This window comes from Agrobacterium sp. 6Ca8 (assembly GCF_055382765.1).
Genome location: NZ_AP026433.1, coordinates 2157425 through 2182609, shown reverse-complemented (window position 1 = coordinate 2182609; position 25185 = coordinate 2157425). Strand labels below are relative to the sequence as shown.

The 25185-nt window shown below is 59.5% G+C and carries 22 protein-coding genes and 1 tRNA gene; 6 read left to right on the top strand and 17 right to left on the bottom strand.

The features are described from left to right. The first annotated feature begins 41 nt into the window (after positions 1-41). Both ACZ5A6_RS10825 and ACZ5A6_RS10820 read left to right on the top strand, forming a co-directional pair. The gene (locus ACZ5A6_RS10825) at positions 42-1502 is read left to right on the top strand and encodes a phospholipase D-like domain-containing protein (protein WP_065658688.1); all 1461 of its coding nucleotides are present in this window, start codon (positions 42-44) and stop codon (positions 1500-1502) included. 59 nt (positions 1503-1561) lie between these two features. Next, entirely contained in the window at positions 1562-2407 is an 846-nt protein-coding gene (locus tag ACZ5A6_RS10820; protein WP_013636769.1) for an endonuclease/exonuclease/phosphatase family protein, read from the top strand. A gap of 32 nt (positions 2408-2439) precedes the next feature. On the opposite strand, the gene ACZ5A6_RS10815 is transcribed toward ACZ5A6_RS10820, so the two are convergent. The 4 genes from ACZ5A6_RS10815 to ACZ5A6_RS10800 all read right to left on the bottom strand — a co-directional run bounded on the left by ACZ5A6_RS10815 (position 2440) and on the right by ACZ5A6_RS10800 (position 8345). Continuing rightward, a complete protein-coding gene (locus ACZ5A6_RS10815) occupies positions 2440-2643 on the bottom strand; it encodes a hypothetical protein (RefSeq protein WP_041694491.1) in 204 nt (67 codons plus the stop codon). Between the two features lie 288 nt (positions 2644-2931). Next, positions 2932-6126: an efflux RND transporter permease subunit gene (locus ACZ5A6_RS10810; protein ID WP_174060973.1), complete on the bottom strand. Its 3195-nt coding sequence runs from the start codon at positions 6124-6126 to the stop codon at positions 2932-2934. Positions 6127-6240: 114 nt separating this feature from the next. Beyond that, complete coding sequence (locus ACZ5A6_RS10805; protein ID WP_013636766.1) at positions 6241-7431, bottom strand: efflux RND transporter periplasmic adaptor subunit; 1191 nt, start codon at positions 7429-7431, stop codon at positions 6241-6243. Between the two features lie 116 nt (positions 7432-7547). Continuing rightward, positions 7548-8345, bottom strand: a complete 798-nt coding sequence (locus ACZ5A6_RS10800) for an alpha/beta hydrolase fold domain-containing protein (RefSeq protein ID WP_013636765.1) — start codon at positions 8343-8345, stop codon at positions 7548-7550. Positions 8346-8479: 134 nt separating this feature from the next. Here ACZ5A6_RS10800 and ACZ5A6_RS10795 point away from each other — a divergent pair, with 134 nt between their 5' ends. Then, a complete protein-coding gene (locus ACZ5A6_RS10795) occupies positions 8480-9379 on the top strand; it encodes a LysR family transcriptional regulator (protein ID WP_003514057.1) in 900 nt (299 codons plus the stop codon). Between the two features lie 9 nt (positions 9380-9388). On the opposite strand, the gene ACZ5A6_RS10790 is transcribed toward ACZ5A6_RS10795, so the two are convergent. Further along, on the bottom strand, positions 9389-10288 hold the full coding sequence (locus ACZ5A6_RS10790) for a LysR family transcriptional regulator (RefSeq protein ID WP_013636764.1): 900 nt from the start codon (positions 10286-10288) through the stop codon (positions 9389-9391). A 162-nt stretch (positions 10289-10450) separates the two neighbouring features. Here ACZ5A6_RS10790 and ACZ5A6_RS10785 point away from each other — a divergent pair, with 162 nt between their 5' ends. Both ACZ5A6_RS10785 and ACZ5A6_RS10780 read left to right on the top strand, forming a co-directional pair. After that, positions 10451-11632: an MFS transporter gene (locus ACZ5A6_RS10785; protein ID WP_013636763.1), complete on the top strand. Its 1182-nt coding sequence runs from the start codon at positions 10451-10453 to the stop codon at positions 11630-11632. A 66-nt stretch (positions 11633-11698) separates the two neighbouring features. Continuing rightward, positions 11699-12532: an aldo/keto reductase gene (locus tag ACZ5A6_RS10780; RefSeq protein ID WP_013636762.1), complete on the top strand. Its 834-nt coding sequence runs from the start codon at positions 11699-11701 to the stop codon at positions 12530-12532. A 142-nt stretch (positions 12533-12674) separates the two neighbouring features. Here the strand turns inward: ACZ5A6_RS10780 and ACZ5A6_RS10775 are convergent, their stop codons facing one another. Beyond that, a complete protein-coding gene (locus tag ACZ5A6_RS10775) occupies positions 12675-14636 on the bottom strand; it encodes a methyl-accepting chemotaxis protein (protein ID WP_174060974.1) in 1962 nt (653 codons plus the stop codon). Positions 14637-15040: 404 nt separating this feature from the next. Next, positions 15041-15115: transfer RNA gene (locus tag ACZ5A6_RS10770), tRNA-Gly, on the bottom strand. A 373-nt stretch (positions 15116-15488) separates the two neighbouring features. On the opposite strand from ACZ5A6_RS10770, the gene ACZ5A6_RS10765 reads away from it, so the two are divergent. After that, complete coding sequence (locus tag ACZ5A6_RS10765) at positions 15489-15710, top strand: hypothetical protein (RefSeq protein WP_013636760.1); 222 nt, start codon at positions 15489-15491, stop codon at positions 15708-15710. Positions 15711-15787: 77 nt separating this feature from the next. Here the strand turns inward: ACZ5A6_RS10765 and dps are convergent, their stop codons facing one another. The 10 genes from dps to ACZ5A6_RS10715 form a co-directional block, all read right to left on the bottom strand. Next, complete coding sequence (gene dps / locus ACZ5A6_RS10760; RefSeq protein ID WP_065687502.1) at positions 15788-16276, bottom strand: DNA starvation/stationary phase protection protein Dps; 489 nt, start codon at positions 16274-16276, stop codon at positions 15788-15790. Positions 16277-16401: 125 nt separating this feature from the next. Beyond that, on the bottom strand, positions 16402-17160 hold the full coding sequence (locus tag ACZ5A6_RS10755) for an iron ABC transporter ATP-binding protein (RefSeq protein WP_025594380.1): 759 nt from the start codon (positions 17158-17160) through the stop codon (positions 16402-16404). Continuing rightward, on the bottom strand, positions 17157-18125 hold the full coding sequence (locus ACZ5A6_RS10750; RefSeq protein WP_003514044.1) for an iron chelate uptake ABC transporter family permease subunit: 969 nt from the start codon (positions 18123-18125) through the stop codon (positions 17157-17159). Before ACZ5A6_RS10750 ends, ACZ5A6_RS10755 begins: the two co-directional genes overlap by 4 nt. Continuing rightward, positions 18118-19083 (bottom strand): ABC transporter permease, encoded by a 966-nt coding sequence (locus ACZ5A6_RS10745; RefSeq protein WP_013636757.1) that lies wholly within the window; start codon positions 19081-19083, stop codon positions 18118-18120. Before ACZ5A6_RS10745 ends, ACZ5A6_RS10750 begins: the two co-directional genes overlap by 8 nt. Before the next feature lie 119 nt (positions 19084-19202). After that, entirely contained in the window at positions 19203-20141 is a 939-nt protein-coding gene (locus ACZ5A6_RS10740; protein WP_013636756.1) for a siderophore ABC transporter substrate-binding protein, read from the bottom strand. Between the two features lie 200 nt (positions 20142-20341). Then, entirely contained in the window at positions 20342-20602 is a 261-nt protein-coding gene (locus ACZ5A6_RS10735; protein WP_003514037.1) for a hypothetical protein, read from the bottom strand. A gap of 129 nt (positions 20603-20731) precedes the next feature. Continuing rightward, on the bottom strand, positions 20732-22249 hold the full coding sequence (locus ACZ5A6_RS10730) for a tripartite tricarboxylate transporter permease (protein WP_003514036.1): 1518 nt from the start codon (positions 22247-22249) through the stop codon (positions 20732-20734). 107 nt (positions 22250-22356) lie between these two features. Then, positions 22357-22851 carry a tripartite tricarboxylate transporter TctB family protein gene (locus ACZ5A6_RS10725; RefSeq protein ID WP_013636754.1) on the bottom strand — a complete coding sequence of 165 codons (495 nt, stop codon included), beginning with the start codon at positions 22849-22851 and terminating at the stop codon, positions 22357-22359. Beyond that, a complete protein-coding gene (locus tag ACZ5A6_RS10720; RefSeq protein WP_025594375.1) occupies positions 22848-23792 on the bottom strand; it encodes a Bug family tripartite tricarboxylate transporter substrate binding protein in 945 nt (314 codons plus the stop codon). The genes ACZ5A6_RS10725 and ACZ5A6_RS10720 overlap by 4 nt, the downstream gene beginning before the upstream one ends. A 252-nt stretch (positions 23793-24044) precedes the next feature. Then, positions 24045-25124, bottom strand: coding sequence for an ABC transporter substrate-binding protein (locus ACZ5A6_RS10715; RefSeq protein ID WP_019565081.1), 1080 nt, complete (start codon positions 25122-25124; stop codon positions 24045-24047). Positions 25125-25185 lie beyond the last annotated feature (61 nt).

Genomic DNA, 25185 nt, shown 5'->3' with positions numbered 1-25185 from the left:
ACCGCGGTACACTTTTCGGCACGATGCCCTATAGTTGCATCATGCTCGATCTCGTCATCGCCTATTGGCCTCATATCCTTGCCGCTCTTTCCATTTTGATGGGAACCGTGGCGGCCGTACATGCCACGATGACGAAGGAAGAGGTCCGCTCCGCGCTTGGCTGGGTGGGCGTCATCGTTCTTTCGCCGATCGTCGGTGCAGTCATTTATGCGATTGCCGGCATCAACCGGATTCGCCGGTCCAGTATCAGGCAGCAGCGGTCTTTCATGCAGGACGAGATCATGGATCGCGTGGCGCGCCTGGATGCGAGCGGCGAGGTGATTGCCGCGCGGTTCGGACGCCGTTTCGAGGCGATGAAGACGCTCGGCGACCGGGTGACGCGCCACGCACTGACGACCGGTAACCGCATCGAGCCGCTTGTCACCGGCGACGCGGCCTATGCCGCCATGCTCGAGGCGATAGGCGAGGCGAAGCGGTCGATCATCCTCGAAACATATATTTTCGACAATGACAGGATCGGCGCGCGTTTTGTCGCGGCGCTGGAAAGGGCGAAGCTCCGGGGCGTGGAGGTGCGGGTGCTGGTGGATGCCGTGGGCGCGCGCTATTCCGTGCCGAGCATCCTGCCGACGCTCCGGGAAAAAGGCATCGTTGCCGATGTGTTCAACGGCAATGTCATCATGGGGCTGCGGCTGCCCTATGCGAATTTGCGCACCCACCGCAAGATCCTCGTGGTGGACGGGCGCCTCGCCTTTAGCGGCGGCATGAATATCCGCGAGGGCTTCACCCTTGAATTCGGCGGTGAAAAACAGGCGCATGATACTCATTTCAAGATCAGCGGGCCGGTTGTCTCTGATTTTTTCTCCATTGCGGCGGAGGACTGGAGGTTCACGACGGGGGAGCTTCTGCACACGCCGGTCTGGGATATCGCCATTCCCGATGGTGTGCCGGGTTCACAGATCGTCGCCCGCGTTTCCTCCTCGGGGCCGGATAAGAGCATAGAGACCAATCACAAGATGCTGATGGGGGCGTTTTCCGTCGCCCGCTCCTCCATTCTCGTCATGTCGCCCTATTTTCTCCCCGATCGGGAGCTTATTTCAGCGCTCATTACCGCAGCGAGGCGGGGAGTCGTGGTGGATATCATCGTGCCGCAAAGCAACAATCTGGTGCTTGTGGACAGGGCGATGACGGCGCAATTCGACCAGATGTTGAAGAATTACTGCCGCATCTGGCGGGCGACAGGGCCCTTCAATCATTCCAAGCTTCTGGTGATCGACGAGCGCTGGAGCTACATCGGTTCTTCCAACCTGGACCCTCGTTCATTGCGGCTGAACTTCGAAGTCGATCTGGAAGTTATGGATGAGGAATTCGCCGCGACCATCGGAAACCGCATCCGGGAAGCACGGGCAACCGCTTTACCCGTGCGACTGAGCGAACTGAATGCGCGGCCATTCGTTGTCCGTTTTGTGGAGCGCGTCCTGTGGCTCGCTTCGCCGTATCTTTAGAGCGCCATACGTCGGAAACGCTCTAGAACTTTTAATTTGCGCATCGGAGGCGTCGCAGCGTGAAGAAAAACAGTTTGCTGGAGCGTGGAAAAACGGCACTGGCGAAAAACAGCAGCCTGCCCGCCTTCGTCATGCAGTCGCTGCGCGACCGCCACCAACGGAAGAATGCCGGGCAGGTGGAGAGAGATCACTCCTTTCCGGTCATCGCGTCCTACAACGTCCATAAATGCGTCGGCCGCGACCGCAGGTTCGATCCTGATCGCACCAGCCGCGTCATTCAGGAAATCGGCGCGGATATCATCGCGCTACAAGAGGCGGACAGCCGTTTCGGCGAGCGCACGGGCCTGCTCGATCTTGCCCGGCTGGAGCGGGAAAGCGGGCTTGTCCCCGTGCCTGTTCTGGCGGGTGTGAAGGCGCATGGATGGCATGGCAATGTCCTGTTGTTCAAGGAAGGTGCGGTGCGGGATGTTCATACGCTGAAATTGCCGGGGCTGGAGCCGCGCGGCGCGCTGGTAGTGGAACTGGATTTGAAAAGCGGTGGCGCACTGCGAATAATCGCCGCGCATTTCGGTCTTTTGAGGCATTCCCGTGCCCAGCAGGCGAAGGCGCTTATCGGTCTTCTGGAAGCGCGAAACGAATGCGCGACCATCCTCATGGGAGACCTGAACGAATGGCGTCTCGGCAATGGCTCGTCGCTCAATACTCTGAGAGATGCATTCGGCGCCCTGCCGCCCGCAGTGCCCAGTTTTCCATCCAACCTGCCGGTGCTTGCGCTCGACAGGATCATCGCCAACCGCGAAGGGCTGATCGAGCAGGTGGAAGCGCATGACAGTGCGCTGGCGCGCATTGCCTCGGACCACCTGCCGCTGAAAGCCGCGATAAGGACCGATCTGCTTCCAACCTGATCCTGTGGCATCATCGGATACGGCGACAGACTTCAGAGCCGCTGCGCTATCGTCAGATGGCTGCGCGAACGGGCCTCCAGCAGCGATGTGCGGATGGCTTCCATCAGCCGTTCACGGTTGTTTCTGGTCTTGCCTCTGTCCAGATTCTGCGCGGCAAGCGCCAGATCCAGACCTTCATGCATTACTATCGAATAGGCAATGGTTGTCGCCCAGTTTTCGTATTCCTGCTCCATCATGTCACCCCTGAACTAAATCATTTAGCCCGAATCACCCTGTTCTTGAAATTACCACAAAATGGAAAGCATAAAATAGCATTGTTCCTTTACGTATCTGCTGCCTTATGCGGATATAGTGTATTCGTTATTTCTTTATTGCGGCGCAACATGTATGTGCTTGCTGCTTAAGTCATTGAAACAGATTCTGTTTCAGGCGATGCACATGGACGTTCCCACCAACAAAAACGCCGCGCATCGTGAGATGCGCGGCGGGCTTTCGTCGAAGTTTGCGGTGGATTGCATCAGGTCTCAGCCGGCCTTTTCGAGCTTGTAGTCCGAATTGGCAGGTTCTTCCTGTTTGTGCTGGATGAGAGGACGGTTACCCGACAGCTTGCGCACCAGCACGTAGAATACCGGTGTCATGAAGATGCCGAAGAACGTCACCCCGATCATGCCGGAGAACACTGCGACACCCATGGCCGCGCGCATTTCCGCACCCGCACCGGTGGAGATGACCAGAGGCACCACGCCCATGATGAAGGCGAGTGAGGTCATCAGGATCGGGCGGAGGCGCAGGCGACTTGCCTCGACTGCGGCCTGAAGCGGCGTTCGTCCTTCGAATTCCAGCTCGCGGGCGAATTCCACGATCAGGATCGCGTTCTTCGCCGATAGTCCCACAAGGACGACAAGGCCGATCTGCGTAAAGATGTTGTTGTCCCCTCCCGTCAGCCAGACGCCTGTCAATGCGGCGAGAACGCCGAGCGGAACGATCAGAATGATCGCGATCGGCAGGGTCAGGCTTTCATATTGCGCAGCCAATACGAGATAGACGAGCAGCAGCGCCAGCGGGAAGACCACGAGGCTGGAATTACCGGCAAGGATCTGCTGGTAAGTCAGGTCCGTCCATTCGTATTCGATCCCGGCCGGCAGGTTTTCGGCAAGGATTTTCTCGATCGCCGCCTGCGCCTGTCCAGAGGAGAAGCCCGGTGCCGGACCGCCGTTGATATCGGCTGCAAGGAAGCCGTTATAACGGTTTGTGCGCTCCGGTCCTGTCGTTGCATCTACCTTCAACAGCGTGGAAAGCGGGATCATCTGACCGGTGGACGAGCGGACCTTCAGGCGGCCGATATCTTCGGCATGGGCGCGGAATTGCGCATCTGCCTGTACACGCACGCTGTATGTCCGCCCGAAGGCGTTGAAGTCGTTGACATAAAGCGAGCCCAGATAGATCTGCAGCGTCTGGAAGACGTCGCTGACCGAAACACCCAGCTGCTCGGCCTTGGCGCGGTCGAGATCGGCGAAGAGCTGCGGCACGTTGATCTGGAAGCTGGAGAAGATGCCTGCCAGTTCCGGTGTCTGGTATGCCTTGGCGATGACCGCCTTTGCCGCTTCGTCAAGCGTCTGGTAGCCGTAACCGGCACGGTCCTCGATCTGCAGCTTGAAGCCGCCCGTCTGGCCGAGACCGTTAACCGGCGGCGGCGGGAACATGGCGATGAAGGCATCCTGAATGCCGGCAAACTTCTGGTTCAGCTGCATTGCGATGGCGCCGCCTGACAGTTCCGGCGTCTTGCGGTTTTCGAAGTCGTCGAGAACTGCAAAGACGATGCCGGAATTGGAGCCGATGGTGAAGCCGTTGATCGACAGGCCGGGGAAGGCGATGGCGTGGCTGACGCCCGGCTGTTGCATGGCGATATCGCTCATCCGCTTGATGACACTTTCCGTGCGGTCAAGCGTTGCGCCGTCCGGAAGCTGGGCGAAGCCGATGAGATATTGCTTGTCCTGCGCAGGTACGAACCCGCTTGGGACCGCGCTGAACATGCCGTAGGTGGCAGCCACCAGCGCCATATAGACGATCATGACGAGGCTTTTGCGCGTTACCAGACCGCCTACGGTTTTGCCGTACCCATTGGAGGCGGCCCCGAAGGCGCGGTTGAAGCCACGGAAGAACCAGCCGAAAATCCGGTCCATGAAGCGGGTCAGCCAGTCTTTCGGTGCGTCGTGCTCTTTCAGCAGCAGGGCTGCAAGAGCGGGTGACAGCGTCAGGGAATTGACCGCCGAAATGACGGTGGAAATCGCGATCGTCAGCGCGAACTGCCGGTAGAACTGGCCGGAAAGGCCGGAGATAAAGGCTAGTGGGACGAAAACGGCGACCAGCACAAGCGCGATTGCTATGATCGGCCCGGAGACTTCGCGCATTGCCTTGTAGGTGGCGTCACGCGGAGAAAGCCCGTTTTCGATGTTTCGCTCGACGTTTTCCACCACCACGATGGCGTCATCCACCACGATGCCGATGGCCAGCACGAGGCCGAACAGGGTCAACGCGTTAATGGAGAAACCGAAGGCATACATGACGGCGAAGGTGCCGATGATCGACACCGGAACGGCGATCAGCGGAATGATCGAGGCGCGCCAGGTCTGGAGGAACAGGATGACCACCAGTACCACGAGGCCAACGGCCTCGAGGAGCGTATCAACGACCTTTTCGATGGACGAGCGAACGAACTTCGTCGTGTCGTAGACGATTTCATATTTCACGCCATCAGGCATCGCCAGTTGCAGATTGTCCATTGTCGCGCGGACATTGTCGGCGATTTCGATGGAGTTGGAGCCGGGAGCCTGCAATACGGCAATCGCCACGGCGGGTTCGCCGTCGAGCAGCGAGCGCAGCGTATAGTCGGCAGCGCCGAGTTCGATGCGGGCGACGTCGCGAAGACGGGTGATCTGGCCGTTCGCGCCGCTCTTGACGATGATGTTGCCGAATTCCTCCGGCGTCGTCAGACGGCCCTGGGCATTGACGTTGAGCTGCAGGTCGACGCCGTTGGGGCTTGGCGATGCGCCGATGACGCCGGCTGCGGCCTGGACGTTCTGCTGACGGATGGCGTCGGATACGTCGCTGGCGGCGAGATCGTGTTCGGCCACCTTTTGCGGATCCAGCCAGACGCGCATGGAATAGTCACCGGCGCCGAAGACCTGCACCTGACCCACGCCTTCGATACGGGCGAGGCGATCCTTGACGTTCAGCGTCGCATAGTTGCGCAGATAGGTGATGTCATAGGCATCGGTCTTCGACACCAGATTGACGACCATGATGAAGTCGGGCGAGCTCTTGACGGTGGTGATGCCGAGTGCGCGCACTTCCGCGGGCAGGCGCGGTTCGGCCTGCGACACGCGGTTCTGCACCAGCTGCTGCGCCTTGTCCGGGTCGGTGCCCAGCTTGAACGTGACGGTCAGCGTCAGCACGCCGTCCGATGTCGCCTGGCTGCCCATATAGAGCATGTCCTCGACGCCGTTGATCTGTTCTTCAAGCGGCGTGGCGACTGTTTCAGCGATGACGGCAGGGTTCGCACCGGGATAGGTGGCGCGGACGACGACGGATGGCGGCACGACTTCCGGATATTCGGAAATCGGCAGGGCGCGCATGCCGAGAAGGCCTGCGACCACGATCAGGATCGACAGCACGCCGGCGAAGACCGGCCTGTCGACAAAAAATCTGGAAATATTCATATCCAGTCCCCTCTCCGGGTAGATTTGGAAATGCAAGGACCGTTCCGGCGGCATCATGGCCGCCGGTGAGGGCCGGTTCTTTGTGAAATGCGTCTCGCCGGAGGCGGGACGGCGTTATTGCGAGGCGGCGACCTTGTCTTCCGCCTGCGGTGCGATGGTTGCACCGGGGCGAATGCGCTGCAGGCCGTTGACGACGATCGTATCGCCGGCGGCAAGGCCGCTGTCGATGATGCGCTGGCCGTCAGCCGGTGCGCCGGGCTTGATCTGGCGGTAGCTCACCTTGTTTTCGGCATCGACGACAAAGACGAACCGCTTGTCCTGATCCGTGCCGATGGCGCGGTCGCTGATGACTATCCGGTTTTCCGGCTTCGGTTCACCCATGCGCACCCGCACGAACTGGCCGGGAATGAGCCTGCCATCAGGATTTTCGAAGACCGCACGCACACCAATGGTGCCGCTGGCGGAATCGACCTGGTTGTCGATGAGGTGCAGGGTGCCCTTGATCGGCGTGCCTTCATCCGAAAGCGTGCCGATTTCCACCGGGATCTGTTCGAGCGCGGGCAGGGCGTCGGTTGTCTTCGGCAGCTCGGAAAGCGCTTTCGCTACCGTTCCTTCGCTGGCGTTGAAGCTGGCATAGATCGGGTTGACCGAAACCAGCGTCGTCAGGGCAGGCGATGTCGAGCCGGCGGCAACGAGGTTGCCGGCGGTGATTTCGATGCGGCCGACCCTGCCGGAAACCGGTGCAACGATTTCGGTGTAACCAAGATCGAGCTGAGCCGTCGTCAGCGTCGAGCGGGCGGCGCGAAGCTGGGCTTCGGCATCCGCAAACGAGCTTTGCCGCTGGTCGAGATCGCTCTGGGAGATCGTGCGATTGTCGGAAAGCCTGCGGCCACGGTCGAGTTCCGTCTTGGCAAGGCTGACCTTGGCTTCGGCGGAGGCGACCTGGGCTTCAGCACCTGCAACGGCTGCCTGATAGGGGGCCGGATCGATGGTGAAGAGAGGGTCGCCTTCCTTCACCAGCGCGCCTTCGCGGAAATGCACGGCCTTGATCTGGCCAGCGACGCGGGAGCGGATCTGCACGCGGTCGACGGCTTCGAGACGGCCGGAAAATTCTTCCCAGCGCATCACATCGCGGCTTTCCACCTTGGCGACGGTGACTGGGATAGCCGGCGTTTCAGCCGGGGTGGAAGCTGCCGTCGCATCACGGCTGGTGGGCAGGTCGAAAATGAGTGCTGCGGCTGCAACGGACATAGCAAGCCCGATACCGGCGCCCGTCAGGGCCCGGCGCTTTGTGGTCAGCGTCATGGGTCTCTCCTTGGCTCGGATCAGGAGCCGGTCAGTTTCTCTATCTGTGTGTTTTGTCGCATGGTCCGGGCGTAAAACCGCTACGCACTTTTACTGGACATGCTCAAAATGCGATTTCAGTGTTTTATCTGGTCAACGAAGGTCTTGAACTCCGAACAGACGGATGGGACCCATCCGCCGCCCTTTCCTTGATAAAGCCCCGTCCAGCCAATGCCGGCGGGGAAAACATGCTGCCGGACGCTGACACCGGAGGCGATGAGCCTGTCGGCATAACCGACCGTTTCGTCGCGCAGAGGGTCGTCCTCGGCGGTAAAGATCAGCGCCGGCGCCACCCGGTTCAGCCGCGTACACTGGCAGGGCGCGGCATAGGGGTGAAAAAACCCGCAGGCCTTGGCAAGGTAATGGCTCCAGCCATCCGCCCAGCGCTGGCGCATGCCGATCCTGTCCGCATCGCGGAAGGATTCCGTCGTCATCATCGGGTCGATCATGGGCGACAGAAGTATTTGACCGGCAAGCTTGCCCGGCATGCGGTCCCGCGCCTTAAGCGCAAGCCCAGCCGCTACATTGCCACCAGCCTCTTCGCCGGCCACAAACAGCAGCGATTTCGCGCCGCCATAATGCTTGCGGTCCCGGCTCAGGTGATCCAGCGCTTCGAAGGCACAATCGATCACCATCGGAAACTCGTTGCCGGACGACTTGCTATAGTCGGCCTCGACGACGATCGCGCCGCTTTCAGCGAGCGCGCGTGCCACCGGAAGCTCCGGGCAATTGCCGCCCTTTTCAAGAAACGAGCCGCCGCGCAAATAAAGGACCACGGGCGGGTTGGTGCACAGGCCGGCACTTTCATATCGGCGCACGGAAAGCTGGGACGCCGAGCCCCCACAGCCTTCGATATTTTCCCAGTGCGCTTTCATTTGATCCGGTCCCGTGCGCCGCCATCAGCAGCTCACCATATTTGCAAAATCTGAAATTCATATTATTGTTCGGGAGAAAACGATCAAGTACGTCAAAATGAAAACACTATTCCAAAAAAACGGATAATAGCGATATGGATCAGCTTTCCGCCATGCGGGTATTCACTCGCGTCGTCGAAACCGGCAATTTCAGCCGCGCCGCGACCGCGCTTAACATGCCCAAAACCACCGTCACCAACATGGTCCAGGCGCTGGAGGCGCATTTACATACCACGCTTCTCAACCGCACAACGCGGCGGGTGATGCTGACGACGGACGGCGCTCTCTATTATGAGCGGGCCTCGCAGATTCTGTCGGAAATCGAAGAGCTTGATGGCAGCATGTCCAGCGCGCAGGTGCAGCCGTCTGGCCGGTTGCGGGTGGAAATGGCCGGTGTCTTCGCGGACCTCGTGGTTATTCCACATCTTTGCGAATTTTACCAGCGCTATCCGCAAATCCGGCTCGATCTCGGCGTCGGCGACCGTCTGGTCGATTATATCGCGGAGAATGTCGATTGCGCGCTGCGGGTCGGCACCTTGCGGGATCAATCCCTTATTGCGCGCAAGGTCGGCGAGCTGAAATTCGAAACCTTCGCCTCTCCCCTGTACATCGAGAGTTTCGGCATGCCGCAACAGCCTGAAGATCTCGAAAACGGACATCATTCCGTGGGATATTTCAATGCCACCACGGGCCAGATCATGCCGATCTCATTCGACAACGGGCTTCGCAGCGTCGAGATTACGCCCAACTATGTCGTGTCGGTGAATGACAGCCGCACCTATCTTAACGCCGCGCTGGCGGGCATGGGCATGGTGCAGCTGCCCGTTTTCATGGTCAAGGATGCGCTTGCGCGTGGCGAGCTTGTGCCGGTTTTGCCGGAATGGCGGCGCGAACCGATGCCGATCTATGTGGTCTATCCGCAGACACGGCACGTCACCAACAAGGTCCGTGTCTTCGTGGACTGGCTGGCGAAGATGGTTCACAGCCTGGTCTGAGGCGGCTCGTCACCGCCCGACCTTTGCCGCGACAAAATCGATAAAGGCGCGTACGCGGGCGGCCAGGTGATCATGTCCGGCATAAACGGCGTGGATCACCTCCATGTCGCCCGGATTGTAATCCTCGAGCACCGGCACGAGCAGACCGGCCTCGATATCCGGCTCGACATGAAACTCTCCGACCCTTCCCAGCCCAAGGCCCGTCAGGCACAGCCTACGCATTGCCATGCCGCTGTTGACCGAGGCGTTGCCGGTCACGGGAAGGCGGTAGACTTCCGTCGTGCCGGGATCACGGAAAGGCCATTCGTTGAGGCTGCGACTGAAATTGAAGCTGATGCAATTGTGTTGGGCCAGATCCTGCGGCTTTTCCGGCATGCCATGTTTTTCGATATAGGCAGGGGAGGCGACGATGATCCGGCGGACCTCTTTCAGCTTTCTTGCCTTGAGGGACGAATCCGCCATCCCGCCGGATCGTATCGCTATGTCGGTGCGCTCCTCGATCAGGCTGATGACGCCGTCGGTCAGCGAGATATCCAGCTCGATTTCCGGATAAAGAGATAAAAACTCCGGTGCGAGCGGCAGAAGATACCTTTCGCCGAAGCCCAGCGTGGCGTTGACACGCAGTAGCCCCCGCGGCACCACCTTGCCGCCGCCTGCTACGATCTGCTCCGTATCAGCGATGTCGGCCAGAATGCGCCTTGCCCGGGAAAGATAGATTTCCCCCTCCGGCGTCAACGTCACCACGCGGGTGGAGCGAGCGAGAAGGCGGGTGCCGAGGCGGTCTTCAATGCGGGTGACAAGTTTGCTCACCGCCGAGGGTGAAAGCTTGAGCCTGCGCCCGGCTGCGGAAAAACTCCCCAGCTCGGCTGCCGCGACGAAGACTTCCATTTCTCCGGCCCTGTTGTCCATCGCTGCACCACTTGTGAAATTAATTCAAAGGCCTTTATCCAATCTTGCTGATTATCATGCAAGTCCCCTTCGCCCATATTGCAATCACACAGTTGATCCAAACGGACAGCACCCGCTGTCCATAACGCCCGCGATCCCGCTCCGGGCGAAGAGGTACTCGTCATGCCATTGGCCATATTTGCCTTGACGATCGCGGCTTACGCGATCGGAACCACGGAGTTTGTCATCGTCGGTCTTTTGCCGACGGTCGCCGCAGATCTCCACATTACCCTGCCGCTTGCCGGCCTTATCGTCAGCGTTTACGCGCTGGGTGTCACTTTCGGTGCGCCGATCCTGACTGCGCTGACCGGCAAGATCGAAAGAAAGCCGCTGCTGCTGGGTCTGATGGCGCTGTTCGTCGTCGGTAATGTCGCAGCCGCCGTTTCGCCAAGCTATGAGACGCTTCTGGTCGCGCGGGTGCTTTCCGCCTTCGCCCATGGCGTGTTCTTCTCCGTTGGTGCCACCATCGCCGCCGATCTCGTGCCGGAAAACCGCCGTGGCTCGGCGATTGCCATGATGTTCATGGGTTTGACCGTCGCCATCGTCACCGGCGTGCCGATCGGTACCTATATCGGGCAGATTTTCGGCTGGCGCGCCACCTTCTGGGCGGTTGCAGGTCTTGGTGTCATCGCCTTTGCCGGTATCGCGGCCCTGTTGCCGGGAACGCTGAAGAAAGCGCCGCCCGCTAGCCTTCTCGATCAGGTGCGGGTGCTGGGTTCCGGCCGACTGCTCATCGTTTTCGCCATGACCGCACTTGGTTACGGCGGCACCTTCGTCGCCTTCACCTTTCTGGCGCCGATCCTTCAGGACGTCACGGGCTTCTCCGAAAAGAGCGTCGGCCTGATCCTTGTGCTCTACGGCATCGCCATTGCCGCCGGTAACATCGGTGGCGGCAAAATCGCCAACCACAATCCGGTCAAGGCGTTGATCGGCCTCTTTCTGGCACAAGCCATCGTGCTTCTGGTCTTTTCCTTCACCGCCGTCTCGCCGGTTCTGACCCTGATCACGCTGGTGGCGCTCGGCTTCCTGTCCTTCGCCAACGTTCCCGGCCTGCAGCTTTATGTGGTGCAGCTGGCCAAGGAACACCGCCCCGGCGCTGTCGATGTCGCCTCGGCGCTCAATATCGCCGCCTTCAATCTCGGCATCGCGATTGGTGCGTGGCTTGGCGGTCTGGTGGTGGAATCGCCGATGGGCCTTGCCGCAACCCCGTGGGTTGGCGCCATCCTTGTCGCCATTGCCCTCATTCTCACCCTCTGGAGCAGTGCACTCGACCGTCGCGCCTCGCTCTCGCTGAAGACTGCCTGAGTTTTTCATATAAATCCCGGCCACTGCCTAAGGGCTGGCCGGGCGTACCCTAAAAGGAGAAAATATATGTTTGATGTCACCGCCAACGGCGCATCGATCCCGGCGCTTGGCTTCGGTACCTTCCGTATTCCCGGCCCCGATGTTCTTCGGATCGTTCCGCATGCCCTGAAGGCCGGCTTTCTCCATATCGATACCGCGCAGATTTACGGTAATGAGGCCGAAGTCGGCGAAGCCATTGCCGGTTCCGGCGTGGCACGCAGCGATATCTTCCTGACCACCAAGGTCTGGGTGGAGAACTACAGGCACGATGCCTTTCTTGCCTCCGTCGATGAGAGCCTGAAAAAACTGAAGACCGATTATGTCGATCTCCTGCTTCTGCACTGGCCGAACGAGGCGGTAACGCTGGCCGAGCAGATCGGCGCGCTGAACGCGGTTCGCGACGCCGGCAAGGTTCGCCATATCGGTGTGTCCAATTTCAATACGGCGCTGATGGCTGAGGCGGTCAGTTTGTCAAAGGCACCGATCGTCACCAATCAGATCGAATACCATCCCTATATCGATCAGGATATGGTGATCGCGGCGGCCAAGGCTGCCGGCATGTCGGTGACGGGTTATTACGGTATGGCCGACGGCAAGGTTTTTGCCGATCCGGTTCTAAAGGACATCGCCGCAGGCCGGGGCAAGTCGGTGGCGCAGGTGGTGCTGCGCTGGCTCGTGCAGCAGCAGGGTGTGATTGCGCTTTCGAAGACCGTGAGCGAAGCCCGTGTTGATGAAAACCTTGCGATCTTCGATTTCACGCTGTCGGTCGCTGAGACGGAGGCGATCCGTGCTCTTGCTCGACCGGATGGCCGTATCGTCTCGCCGGACGGGCTTGCACCGGTATGGGACGCGGCTGCCTGACAGTTGCCAACGGGTATGGGTGGAATTCCTCCTGGTGCCGTCACCCGGGTCTAGCCCGGCATGACGGAGGAGCGGTTTTCACTGATATAGATAACCTTAAGACACCCGGATAAGCTATCCGGGTGTCTTCTGAGGGAGTGGATCAGAATTCGCCCCATGTCTGATCTTTCGAGGCCGTGGATACGCCGAGCGCTGCGGCCACCTGGCCGATCATGCGACGCGCCGGGGATGGTCTCGGCTGTGCGTTGTCCGCAACGCGCACCGGCGCTGAAGGCTTATATGCGGTTCTAGCCGTGCTGGTGCTGGCCATTGCGCCATCCAGCTTGAACTGGCCGACGATCTGGCGGAGTTTTTCGGCATCACCGGCAAGCGATGCGCTGGAGGCCGTTGCCCTTTCGACCATCGCGGCATTGTGCTGCGTGACCTGGTCCATCTGGTTCACCGCGCTGTTGACCTCGGCCAACCCGACCGACTGTTCCCTTGCGGATGTCGCGATGGCGTCGAGTTGTGTATTGATGGCGATGACGTGACTTTCAATGATCTTCAGGGCGTCGCCGGTTGCGGTCACGAGTTTCACGCCGTTCTGCACTTCGTCGGCGGAGTTGCGGATAAGCTCCTTGATTTCCTTGGCCGCTTGCGCCGAGCGCTGGGCCAGTTCACGCACTTCCTGTGCCACAACCGCAAAGCCCTTGCCTGCCTCGCCCGCACGGGCCGCCTCGACGCCGGCGTTGAGTGCCAGAAGATTGGTCTGGAAGGCAATCTCGTCGATGACGCCTATGATGTTGGAAATCTGGCTTGAAGAGCTTTCTATGCGCTTCATGGCATCGACCGCAGTTGCGACGACCTGACCGGATGTCTGCGCGGATCTGTTGGCCTCGACCGCCACGATCCGCGCCTCCTCAGTCCGTTTGGTCGAATTGCTGACGTTGCTGGTTATCTGGTCGAGCGCTGCGGCTGTTTCTTCCAGCGATGCGGCTTGGGTTTCCGTGCGTTGCGACAGGTCGCTCGCACTCGAACTCAACTCGCGAGAGCCGTTGTCGATCGTGGCCGTGACATCGGCAACGGACAGCAGTGTTTTGCTAAGCTGGTTTACGGCGATATTGAAGTCCGCACGCAGGCTTTCGAATTCTGCGGAGAAAGGCGTTTTCAGCTGGTAGGACAGGTCGCCATTGGCCATATGCTTCAGACCTTCGGCAAGGCCGCTGGTCGCTTCCGCCATTTCGGCGGCGCGCCTGCGATCAATTTCGGCGGTTCTTTGACGCTCTGCCTCGGACTGGTTACGCACCTGCGCCGCATCCGCTTCCAGCCGGCGGGCCTTCAATTCGTTATCCTTGAAGACCTCAACGGCCTTTGCCATCGTGCCGACCTCGTCGCGCCGGTCCGTTCCCTCGACATTGACGGACAGGTTACCCTCCGCAAGCGTTTGCATCGTGCCGACAAGACCCCGGATCGGCGTGACAAGCCAGCTGCTGATCGCGAAATATCCGATGACGACGACGGTGATGAAGCCGAGGACGACCGCCGCGACGGTAATTAGTGCAGTCCGTTGGCTTATGTCGCTCAGATCATCGCTCTGCTTGGCGCTACGGTTCGAAATATCAGTGGCTATCTGTGTAAGTTTCGAGCCGATCTTGGCAAAGACTGGCTGACACTCGGTGCCAAACGCTTTTTGCGACGCAAGTGCCTCATCCACGGTTGATGCGGTTCGGCCCAGGTGCCAGGCGTTCTTGCACGTCACGTTATAGAGCGTCGTCACGTCGTCCTTGAGTACGCGCAGGCGGTTGTCTTCGGGGATATTGGCGATGGCTCCATCCATCGATACCATGAACTTGTCGCGTGTGGCCTTCACCTCAGCTTCGGCAGCGGCATTACCCTGTTCCGTAAAGGCGATCATCATATCGGCCAAAGCCGCACGCCCGTTCAGCAGTTCTTGGTTCGCGAGTGCCAAATTCAAGGCCGCTGCGCTGTCACGCGCAATAAGGTCACTATAACTTCCATCGATCGATTTGATCTGTATGGCGGAGTAGGCCGCAATCAGGATTGCACATACGCCGAATAGCGCAAATACCGTCAAAAACTTTCCGACAACGGGAATATTTCTCATCGTTATGGCTCCCACAAGAAAATCGAGCCCTTCATGGGTCATATTTCGGCATCATGCGCTTTTCCGGTGATGATTATACTTACAAATTTAAGAAACAATTATTTATTATTAGTAATTACGTATCTTATGATAATATATTTTACTATTATATTAAATAAGAATAGCATTTAATACTGAATAATTCTAATGATCATCTCAAATCGGTTGTCATGTCTTGCGCGTCCGCAAACGCCTTCCCGAAGCGAATAAGTTCGGTATCTAGGGCACGGGACTATGGTTGGGCGTCAGATCGGCCCAGAACATGCGGGTAGGCTTCGGTTGAAGGGGAGCTATCTGGGACCGGCGGCAAAATCAGGGCGGTGCCCGTAAGCGCTTTGACAATCCCGACGTTTTCCAGGGAAAACTGGAGCGGGCGAAGGGATTTGAACCCTCGACCCCAACCTTGGCAAGGTTGTGCTCTACCCCTGAGCTACACCCGCTCAAAAACCGCTGGTCCGGGGTAGTTCGCTGGACCGCGGGCCGCCAAAGCGTGGCGACGGGTGCTATATCGCTCAATCGTTTTTGGAATGCAACAGTTTCTTTTGCGGTTTCGGTGGAAATCCGTCTGGCCTGTGGGTTTATTCAAAACGACCGGGCCGATGCGTCGTAAAAAAGGGTGTTGGCGGGCGAAGGTGTTGTTTCGGCTGGCCTTTATTTGGGTTGTAAATGCACACAACCGGCCGGATGGCCAAAAAATAACCTGTTTACATTTGGTTAAAATCTGATTCGACAAGTGATTCGTTCGGGTGTACAAATTTCATGTCCACAAAAAAAGAAACGATACTTGGCATGTCATCATCGGGAGGATGAGCCTTGTCGTATGCAGCTTTTGAAAGAGTCGGCGCACAATTGTCGCCCCAGCAGATCACCGATCTGCAGAATATTTTCGACGGCGTATGTTTCGAGTGCCTTCAAGATCGCTGTAGCCACGTCGCCAACGAGTGCGCGGCGGTTTTGATCCGTAGCGCCCAGCGCGGCATTCTCGATCATGAGATGTTGCGCGACATCGGTCTTGCGGTTTTACGTCGGCACTGATTGCGCCATTTCATAAAAAAAGCGCCCGGGCATCTCGGGCGCTTTCGTGTGTGTGGTGTCAGTAGCCGCGTTACGGCTCAGCTCTTTTCCTGAACGTGCGCCTCGAGGAACCACAGCGCCTTGTCGAGATCGCGCGAGGCGGCGGTGAAGATATCCGCTGTCGTCGGGTCGCCGGCCTCGTCGGAATCATCGATAGCCTTGCGGATCATGTTGGCCACGTCGCCATAACGGGCGATCAGTTCGTCCAAATGATCGTGGATCTTGTAGATATCGGTCGGATAGGCCTTGAGCTTGGTCATCGAAGAGACGGATTGCAGGCTACCGAGCGCCGTGCCACCAAGCTGCACCACACGTTCGGCAATGGTATCGCCGTGATTGTCGAGCTGGGCGCGGAAGGTGTCGAGAAGTTCGTGCACGGCGATGAATTGCGGACCTTTCAGGTTCCAGTGCGCCTGCTTGGTCACCAGTGCAAGGTCGATCACCGAAGCGAGCGATTCGTTCAGAATACCCATCACCGTTGATTTGGCGTTGGAAGGCAGGTCGTTCTTCGTCTTGTGCGTCTTCATCGATGTCTCCTGACGTTGCGGACGGAATGCCGTTTGGCAAAATCTCCGCCGATTAACGCCCTGGCCGGTTGCCCTGTTCCGTCGCTCGGACGGCAATGGCAAAAAACCTCTGCAATCGTCGTATCTCACTCATAAAACAGACAGATGCGTCGACCGTCTATGTCGTTGACACTGATGGTCATGTCGTAGATTTCCCGCAGAACCTCCGGACGGATAATCTGTTCCGCCGGTCCCTGGCGGCAGATTCGGCCATCACGCATGGCGATGATGGTGTCGGAGTACCAGGAGGCGAAGTTGATGTCGTGCAGTACCAGAACCACGGTCTTCTTCAGCTCGTCGGCGGCGCGACGCATGATCTTCATCATGCTTGAGGCGTGTTTCATGTCGAGATTGTTGAGCGGCTCGTCCAGGAGCACATAGTCCGTGTCCTGACACAGAACCATGGCCACGAAGGCGCGCTGACGCTGGCCGCCGGAAAGCTCGTCGAGAAAGCGGCCGGAAAGGGTTTCGAGATGGAGATATTCCAGCGCCCGGTCGATATGGACCTTGTCCTCGATGGTGGGACGGCCCTTGGAATAGGGATAACGTCCAAAACCGACGAGATCGCGCACCGTCAGGCGTGACGAGATGTGGTTGTCTTGCCTGAGGATCGAGAGCCGTTTTGCCAGCGTGTCGGAAGGGGTTTTGGTCACATCCAGCCCGTCCACCGTCACGGTTCCCGCATCCATGGACATCAGCCGTGCCACGATGGAGAGCAGCGTGGATTTTCCCGCCCCGTTCGGCCCGATGATGGAGGTGACGCCGCCTGCCGGAATGGCGACGGAGACGCCATCGACAACAACCGTTTCGCCATAGGATTTGCTGATCTGACTGGCGATGATCATCGCGCACCCCGCTTGAGAATAAGACCGATAAAGACGATGCCGCCCAGAAATTCGATGATGATGGAAAGCGCCGTGTTGAAGGCGAAGATCCGCTCCAGCACCACCTGACCGCCGACAAGGCAGATGATGGCGATGAGGATTGCAGCCGGCAGCACATAGGCATGTTTGCCGTTGCCTGTGAGATAATGGGCCAGCGCCGCAACCAGCAGCCCGAAGAACATGACGGGGCCGACGAGTGCGGTGGAAACGGCAACGAGAACGGAGACCAGCACGAGGATGATCGTCACCGTTCGCTTGTAGTCCACGCCAAGGCTGATGGCCGTTGCGCGGCCGAGCGAAAGAACGTCGAGCGTGTGCAGGAGCCGCAACCCGATAATCGTCACCACGCCGACGATGATGGCTGATACCGCAAGAAGGGTGGGATCGATGGAATTGAAGCTGGCGAACAGCACATCCTGCAGCACCGCATATTCATTGGGGTCCAGTACGCGCTGCATGAAGCCCGAGAGGCTGCGGAAGAATACGCCGAAGACGATGCCGACCAGCACCAGAAGATGCAGGCTGCGTTCCGCGCCGACGAAAAGCCAGCGGTAGAGCAGGGCGGAGAAGGTGACGAGCAGCGCGGTTTCGGCAAGAAACTTCAACTGCGGATCAATCATCACCACGGTTGCCGAGCCAAACACGAAGATCAGCGCCGTCTGCACCAGCACATAGAGCGAATCGAAACCCATCACCGAAGGGGTGAGAATGCGGTTGTTGGTGACCGTCTGGAACAATACCGTCGAAACGGCGATGGCATAGGCCACCAACAGCAGCGACAGAAGCTTGATGCCGCGAAACGGCAAGATGAAGCTCCAACTGCCCTTTGCACCGAGCGTCATAAAGGCAGCCATGGAGATGAGCGCCAGTGCGAGAAGCATCAGCAGCACGAGTTTCGCGCGCCGGTCGGGATGTCTCTCATGCATGGTGGCGTTTCCGGAGCAGGAGATAGAGGAACAACGCGCTGCCGATGACGCCGACCACGGTTCCGATCGGTATCTCATAGGGCGCGCGCACCGTTCTGCCGATGATGTCGCAGGCAAGAACGAAGACCGCGCCAAGCGTCGCCACCCAGGGCACGGAACGGCGCATATTGTCGCCGATCATCAGGCTGACCACATTCGGCACAATCAGGCCGAGAAAGGGGATCATGCCCACCGTGACGACGACGACGGCACTGACCAGCGAGACGATGGTGAGGCCGAGCGCCATCACCCGGCGATAGTTCAGTCCGAGATTGGTGGTGAAGTCGCGCCCCATGCCTGCCACCGTGAAACGGTCGGCGGCGAGATAGGCAGCGATGGCGAAAACGAAGCCGATCCACAGCAATTCATAGCGGCCACGCAGCACGCCGGAAAAATCCCCGGTCATCCACGCGCCGAGCGATTGCAGCAGATCGAAACGATAGGCGAAGAAAGTGGTGACGGCAGAAATGACGCCGCCCAGCATGATGCCGATCAGCGGCACCAGCAGCACATCGCGCAGCGGCACCTGCCGTAGAATACGCAGAAAAAGTGCGGTTCCAGCCAGCGCGAAAGCGGCGGCCACCAGCATCTTGCCGAAGATCGGCGTTTCCGGGGCAAGCAGGGTGACGGTGAGCAGGCCAAGGCCGGCGGATTCGGTGGTGCCAGCCGTCGAAGGCTCCACGAAGCGGTTGCGCACCAGCATCTGCATAATGAGACCGGCAATCGCCATCGAGCTTCCCGCCAGTATGAGCGCCAGCGTGCGCGGAATGCGGCTGACGAGGAGCACGCGCAGTGCATCCGCGCTCGTATCCGGCGCAAAAAGCGTCGCCAGCGAGACGTTGCTCACGCCGACGAACAGGCTGACGATGGCGAGTGTCAGCGCCAGAAGGAGGGCGAGGATGAGGGACAGGGATTTCACGTCAGTGGTTTTTCGAAAATGGTGATGGCTCGCTTCGACCTCGCAGATTGCCCGGAGGACTGAACCTCTCCTTCGTCATCCTCGGGAGAAGCCCGGGGATGACGTCGCGAAGGCAGTTTTTACGACTTCTTCTCGGACACGGCCTCGTAGACCTGATCAAGCAAGGTGGTGAGCGCCGTATAACCGCTGCTGACGATATAGGCCGCCTGCGGGTCGAGATAGACGATCTGCTTTTTCTTCCAGGCGTTGGTCTGGTGGATCAGTTCGTTGTCCAGCACCTGGGCGGCGGCCTTGCCTGGGTCCGTTGCGCGGCCGATGCCGGCATCGCGGTCGATCACGAACAGCCATTCGGGATTGACCTCGGCCAGATATTCGAAGGACACGACATCGCCCCGGTCGAAGCGGTCGTCGATATCAGGAGCGACCGGCTTGAAGCCGATTTCCGTGTGCAGCCAGCCGGTGCGCGAGCTTGGGCCGTAAACACCGACCTTGCCGGCATTGGTGACGAGGATCATCGCCGTGCCGGAATTCGGCGCGATGGCCTTCAGCTTTGCGACCTTCTCGTCAATGGAGGCGTCGAGCTTCTTTGCTTCTTCCTGCTTGCCGAAGATATCGCCGAGCTTGGTGATATTGGCTTTGACGCTCGCGATGAATTCCTTGGAATCGATCGACATGTCGATGGCGGGGGTGATCTTCGCAACATCGGGATATTTCGCACGCGAACGGCCGCCGACGATGACGAGATCGGCTTCTGCCGCATTGATCGCCTCGTAATCGGGTTCGAACAGCGTGCCGACCTTCAGATATTTGCCATCGGCATATTTCTGGAGATAGGTCGGCAGGTTGGAACCAAGGACACCAGCTGGCTCGACGCCCATCGCATCGAGATTGTCGAGCGAGGGGATATCCAGAACCAGAACCTTTTTCGGCGCGGCTTTCAGAACGGTCTCGCCCTGCGCGTGCTTGATCGTCATTTCCTCAGCGCCTGCGGTCATCGCGCCAAGGCTGAAGGCCGCTGCTGCCAGCAGCCGAACGGGGAAGGTGAAGTTGATGGCCACGGATATGTCCCTTGCAATATGGTTCTTGACCCTGCGGAAGCGGATCCCGCAGGCGTAACTTGATGTTCTCTGTCAGCTTTATTGGCAAGGTATGCGGAAATCAAAAATATGTTTTAGAATGGTTCTGAATTGCCGTGAGCGGGAAATGTGTGTGGCACCGGAAGCAGACCCCGGAGCCACATCAGGGGCCGTATCTTTTCTCAATTCGGCGGCCAGTCGCCGACGATCTCGCGTCTTTCCAGTTTCAGCGACCGGTCAGGCTGGATGCGGTAGGTTTCAATCGCCAGCCGGCCGTCGCCCATGACGAATTCGTGGCTGAGCGTGCTGCCGATGGGTGACTTGGTCAATTTGGTGTGGGGTTGTCCGCCATAGGTGATGCTGCCCGGAATGGGTTGCACGTCGGGTGCCGCGGTGGCGCAGCCGGCAAGGCCCAGAACCAGCATGATCGCGATCTTGCGCATGTTTTTCTCCTGCGTTGGACAGGAATACTATCACGGCCGTGCCTGTGCCACACATCCCGTTGCCGTGAATAAAAAGGGCCCCGCATCCGGAAGGAGACGGGGCCAGTTGCCTTGGGAGGCTGTTTGTTATCAGTCCTCGTTGGCGGCAAGCTGCGTCAGCACCTCGCCGCGGCCGCGGATGCGCATGATGAGCGGGACGATGAAGGCGGCGGCTGCGACAAGGAACAGGCCGACGGCAATCGGTGAGGTGAGCAGCACGGTCGGGTCGCCTTGGCCGATGGCGAGTGCACGGCGAAGCTGCTGTTCGGCAAGCGGCCCGAGGATGAGGCCGACCACGGCGGGCGCGATCGGATAACCGAAGATGCGCATGATGTAACCAAGGATACCGAAGGCGAGCAGCATGCCGAGTTCGAACACGGACGGGTTGGCGCCGATGGTGCCGAGCGTCGCAAACAGCAGGATGCCGGCATAGAGCCAGGGTTTCGGGATGGTCAGCAGCTTCACCCACAGGCCGATGAGTGGCAGATTGAGCACCAGCAGCATCAGGTTGGCGATGAACAGGCTGGCGATAAGGCCCCAGACCAGCTGCGGATTGGTGGCAAACAGCAGCGGGCCGGGCTGAAGACCGAACTGCTGGAAACCGGCAAGCATGATGGCAGCGGTTGCCGTCGTCGGCAGGCCGAGCGTCAGGAGGGGCACGAGCGTACCGGCAGCGGACGCATTGTTGGCGGCTTCCGGACCGGCAACCCCTTCGATGGCGCCATGGCCGAATTCTTCAGGATGTTTGCTGAGCCGCTTTTCGGTTGCATAGGAAAGGAAGGTGCCGATTTCAGCACCACCGGCAGGCATGGCGCCAATCGGGAAACCGATCAATGTGCCGCGCAACCAGGGCTTCCAGGAACGCGCCCAGTCCTGCGCACTCATCCAGACCGAACCCTTGACCGCTTCGACCTTCTCGTCGCCACTCTGGCCCTGCGCAACGATGAACAGCGTCTCGCCGATGGCGAACATGGCCACCGCAAGCGTCGTCACTTCCACGCCGTCGAGAAGGTCGGGAATGCCGAAGCTCATGCGGGTCTGGCCGGTCAACTGGTCGATACCGACGATGGCGAGCGCGAAGCCGATGAACAGCGAGGTAAGGCCGCGCAGTGCCGAATCTCCGAAAGCCGAGGAGACGGTGACAAAAGCGAGCACCATCAGCGCGAAATATTCGCGCGGGCCGAAAACCAGCGCCAGCTTGACGATATACGGTGCAACAAAGGCGAGAGCGACGGTGGCGATGAGACCAGCGACGAAGGAGCCGATGGCGGCGGTGGCAAGTGCCGGACCGCCGCGGCCCGCACGGGCCATCTTGTTGCCTTCGAGCGCAGTCACGATCGATGCGCTTTCGCCAGGCGTGTTGAGCAGGATCGAGGTGGTCGATCCGCCATACATGCCGCCATAATAGATGCCGGCGAACATGATGAGCGAACCGGCAGGATCAAGCCGATATGTAACGGGCAGAAGCAGAGCGACCGTCAGCGCCGGCCCGATGCCGGGCAGAACGCCGACGGCAGTGCCGAGTGTCACGCCGATCAGCGCATAGAGCAGGTTCATGGGTTGGGCAGCAACCTCAAGACCGTGCAGCAGGAATTCAAACGTACTCATGGACAGATGTCCCCCAAGTCGAGCAGATGGGCGGGCGGAACGGCTGGCGTTTGCGTCATCGCGCGCCGGCGGTTTCCTGTGATCTCGAATTTTGGTCGGAATGGCTGTTAGAACAACAGCCGTTCCAGAGGCCCGGCAGGCAGAGAAAGCTGCAGCAGCCGCGCAAAGATGATCCAGATGACGAAGCTCAGAGCGATGCCGATGGGGATCGAATACCAGAGCTTGCGTTTGCCGAAGGCGCGCGCCGTAAACGCAAACAGGAGACCGGTGGCGATGGAGAAACCGGCGACGTTCAGCAACAGCATCTGCGCGGCAAGGCCGGCGACGACCCATATGACCGGGGCGACTTCCTGTTTGTCCCGTTCAGGAAAATCACCGCGCCAGGCTTCGATGGCCGTCCAGAGCGCAAGGCCGACAAGACAGAAGGCGATGGCGTAGGGGACCGTTGCCGGACCGACCGGCGAGTAGCCGGTGACGCTGGCGAGACGCGCACTGTCCCAGAAGATCACGCAGGCGATAAGGACGAGGGCTACGGCGATCGCCAGCGCCGCCCAGTCAGGGCGGCGCTCTTGATGTTGTGAAGGGTTGGAACCCTGGCTCATTTTACCAGTCCGATTTCTTTGAGGATGGCGGCGGTGGCGTCGGTGTCCTTGGCAAGCTGCGCCTTGAACTCGTCACCGGAAAGATAGGTATCCATCCAGCTCTTGGTCTTCAGCGTTTCCTGCCACTTTGCGGATTTCGCGAGCTTCTCGATATCGGCGCTGACGGCCTTTTCCTGTTCCGGCGTCAGGCCGGGAGGAGCAGCGACCATGCGCCAGTTCTGTACGACGACGTCGAGGCCGCTTTCCTTGAGCGTCGGCGCGTCAACGCCTTCCAGCTTCTCTTCGCTGGAAACGGCCAGCAGGCGCAACGTGCCCGCCTTGACCTGGCTTTCGAATTCGCCGTAGCTCGAAATGCCGGCAGTGACCTGCGAGCCGAGGATCGAGGCAAGCGCTTCGCCGCCGCCGGAATAGGCGATGTAGTTGATCTTGGTCGGATCGACGCCGGCCGCCTTGGCGATCAGGCCAACAGCGATATGATCGGTGCCGCCGGCCGAGCCGCCGCCCCAGGACACGCTGCCCGGATCTTTTTTGAGCTGGTCGACGAGGTCGCCGATGGTTTTCAGCGGCGAGGATGCCGGAACGACGATTGCTTCATATTCACCGGTCAGGCGGGCGATTGGCGTCACTTCCTTGAGGGTGACGGGCGCCTTGTTGGTGAGGATCGCGCCGACCATCACGTAACCGCCGACGATGAGGGCGTTCGGGTTGCCCTTCTGCTGGCTGGCGAACTGTGCAAGACCGATGGTGCCGCCGGCACCTGGCACGTTCTGCACCTGAACGCTCTTGGAAATGCCTTCTTCCTGCAGCACGCTCTGCAGGGAACGCGCGGTCTGGTCCCAGCCGCCGCCGGGATTGGCCGGCGCGATGATGGTGTAGTCCGCTGCGACCGCCGGAAGCGCGATCACGCCTGCCAGAAATGTGCCGATAAGAAAATGTTTCACTTAGAAAACCCTCCTCAGGATGCCCTTTTTGGGCGTCGTTTTTCGTTTATGCGGAAGGGAGTTTCAGGCCGTGCTTATACTGACGCTGCCAGGGCAGCGCGGAGCTCTACGGTCCTCAAGATTTCCTCCCGCATCTTCTTCCGCCTCCACGGAATGAAGAAGGATTGCAGAGCATCATAAAAAGCTGTCATCTAACTGACGCACCGCAAGTCCTTGCGCATTTACTCTCTATTAATTTGTGCTTGCCGTCTACTATTGCGAGCGTAGCGCCTCGTTCCAACGCTCGATCAGGCGGCTGCGCTTGACCTGATCCAGATAGACCATCAGGCCCGGGCTGACGGGCACAGGGCGCAATTGTGCGCCGTGGATCGCCTGCATGGTGTTGGCGGTGTTTTCGCCCGCCACGTCAGGGCTGACGGCGGGGATCTGCAATTGCCGGGCCATGATCGTCTGGCCCTCCTTGGACATGAAGAATTCGAGATAGCGGCGGCCGAGCGCCGGATTGGCGGCGGCTTCCGGCACCAGCCCGATGCGAGACATGACCACGGTATAGTCCTTGGGCAGAACGATGCCGACATCGGGATGGCGCGAGGCCCAGTCGGCCGCGTAGGAACCGAGAATATTGTAGCCCAGCACGAAGCGCCCGTCGGAGACACGCTCCAGAATGGCGGATGACGTGGAATAGACCTTCACGCCGGCCGCGCCCATGGCCTTGATGACGCTCCATATATCGCCGAACTGCTCCTGATCGCGCGACATGAACAGGAAGCCGACGCCGGAGCGCTCAATGTCGTAGGTAGCGATGCGGCCATGCACTTCCTTGGCGTGGCGCTCAAGATAATCGACGAATTCGGCACGGGTGGCGGGCGGCTTTTCGGTGGTGAAGCTCGGCTTGTGATACACGAACACCGCCGGCTCGAAGGTCAGCGCATAGGCGGTGTTGCGCCAGTTGGCCCAGGTGGGCCAGCGCGCGCTCATGGCAAGGTCGGAGCGCTGGGCGTAACCGTCATTGCTCAACTTCACCTGCAAATCCATGGCGGATGAAAAGGCGAAATCGGCGGTCTTTTTGCCCGCATCGGTTTCTTTCACGATGCGATCATAGATTTCGCCCGTCAGCATGTCCTCGTAATGGACGGCGATATCGGGGTTGGCCTTCTGGAAACCCTCGATCATCGGCGTGGCCAGCGGTTCGTCCAGCGAGGAATAAACCACCAGCGTTTCCGCATCCGCCTTGCCTGATGGTGCAGGGAAAACGGCGACTTGTGCAAGCGCCGGTGAGGCCATGCAAAGACAGAGACAGAGAAAAACGGCGATACGCATGGAAAAGATCATGCCGCACGCGCTTGCCATTCACAAGCGCCAAGGGCTTGGATAAGCTCGGCAATGTTGCGGG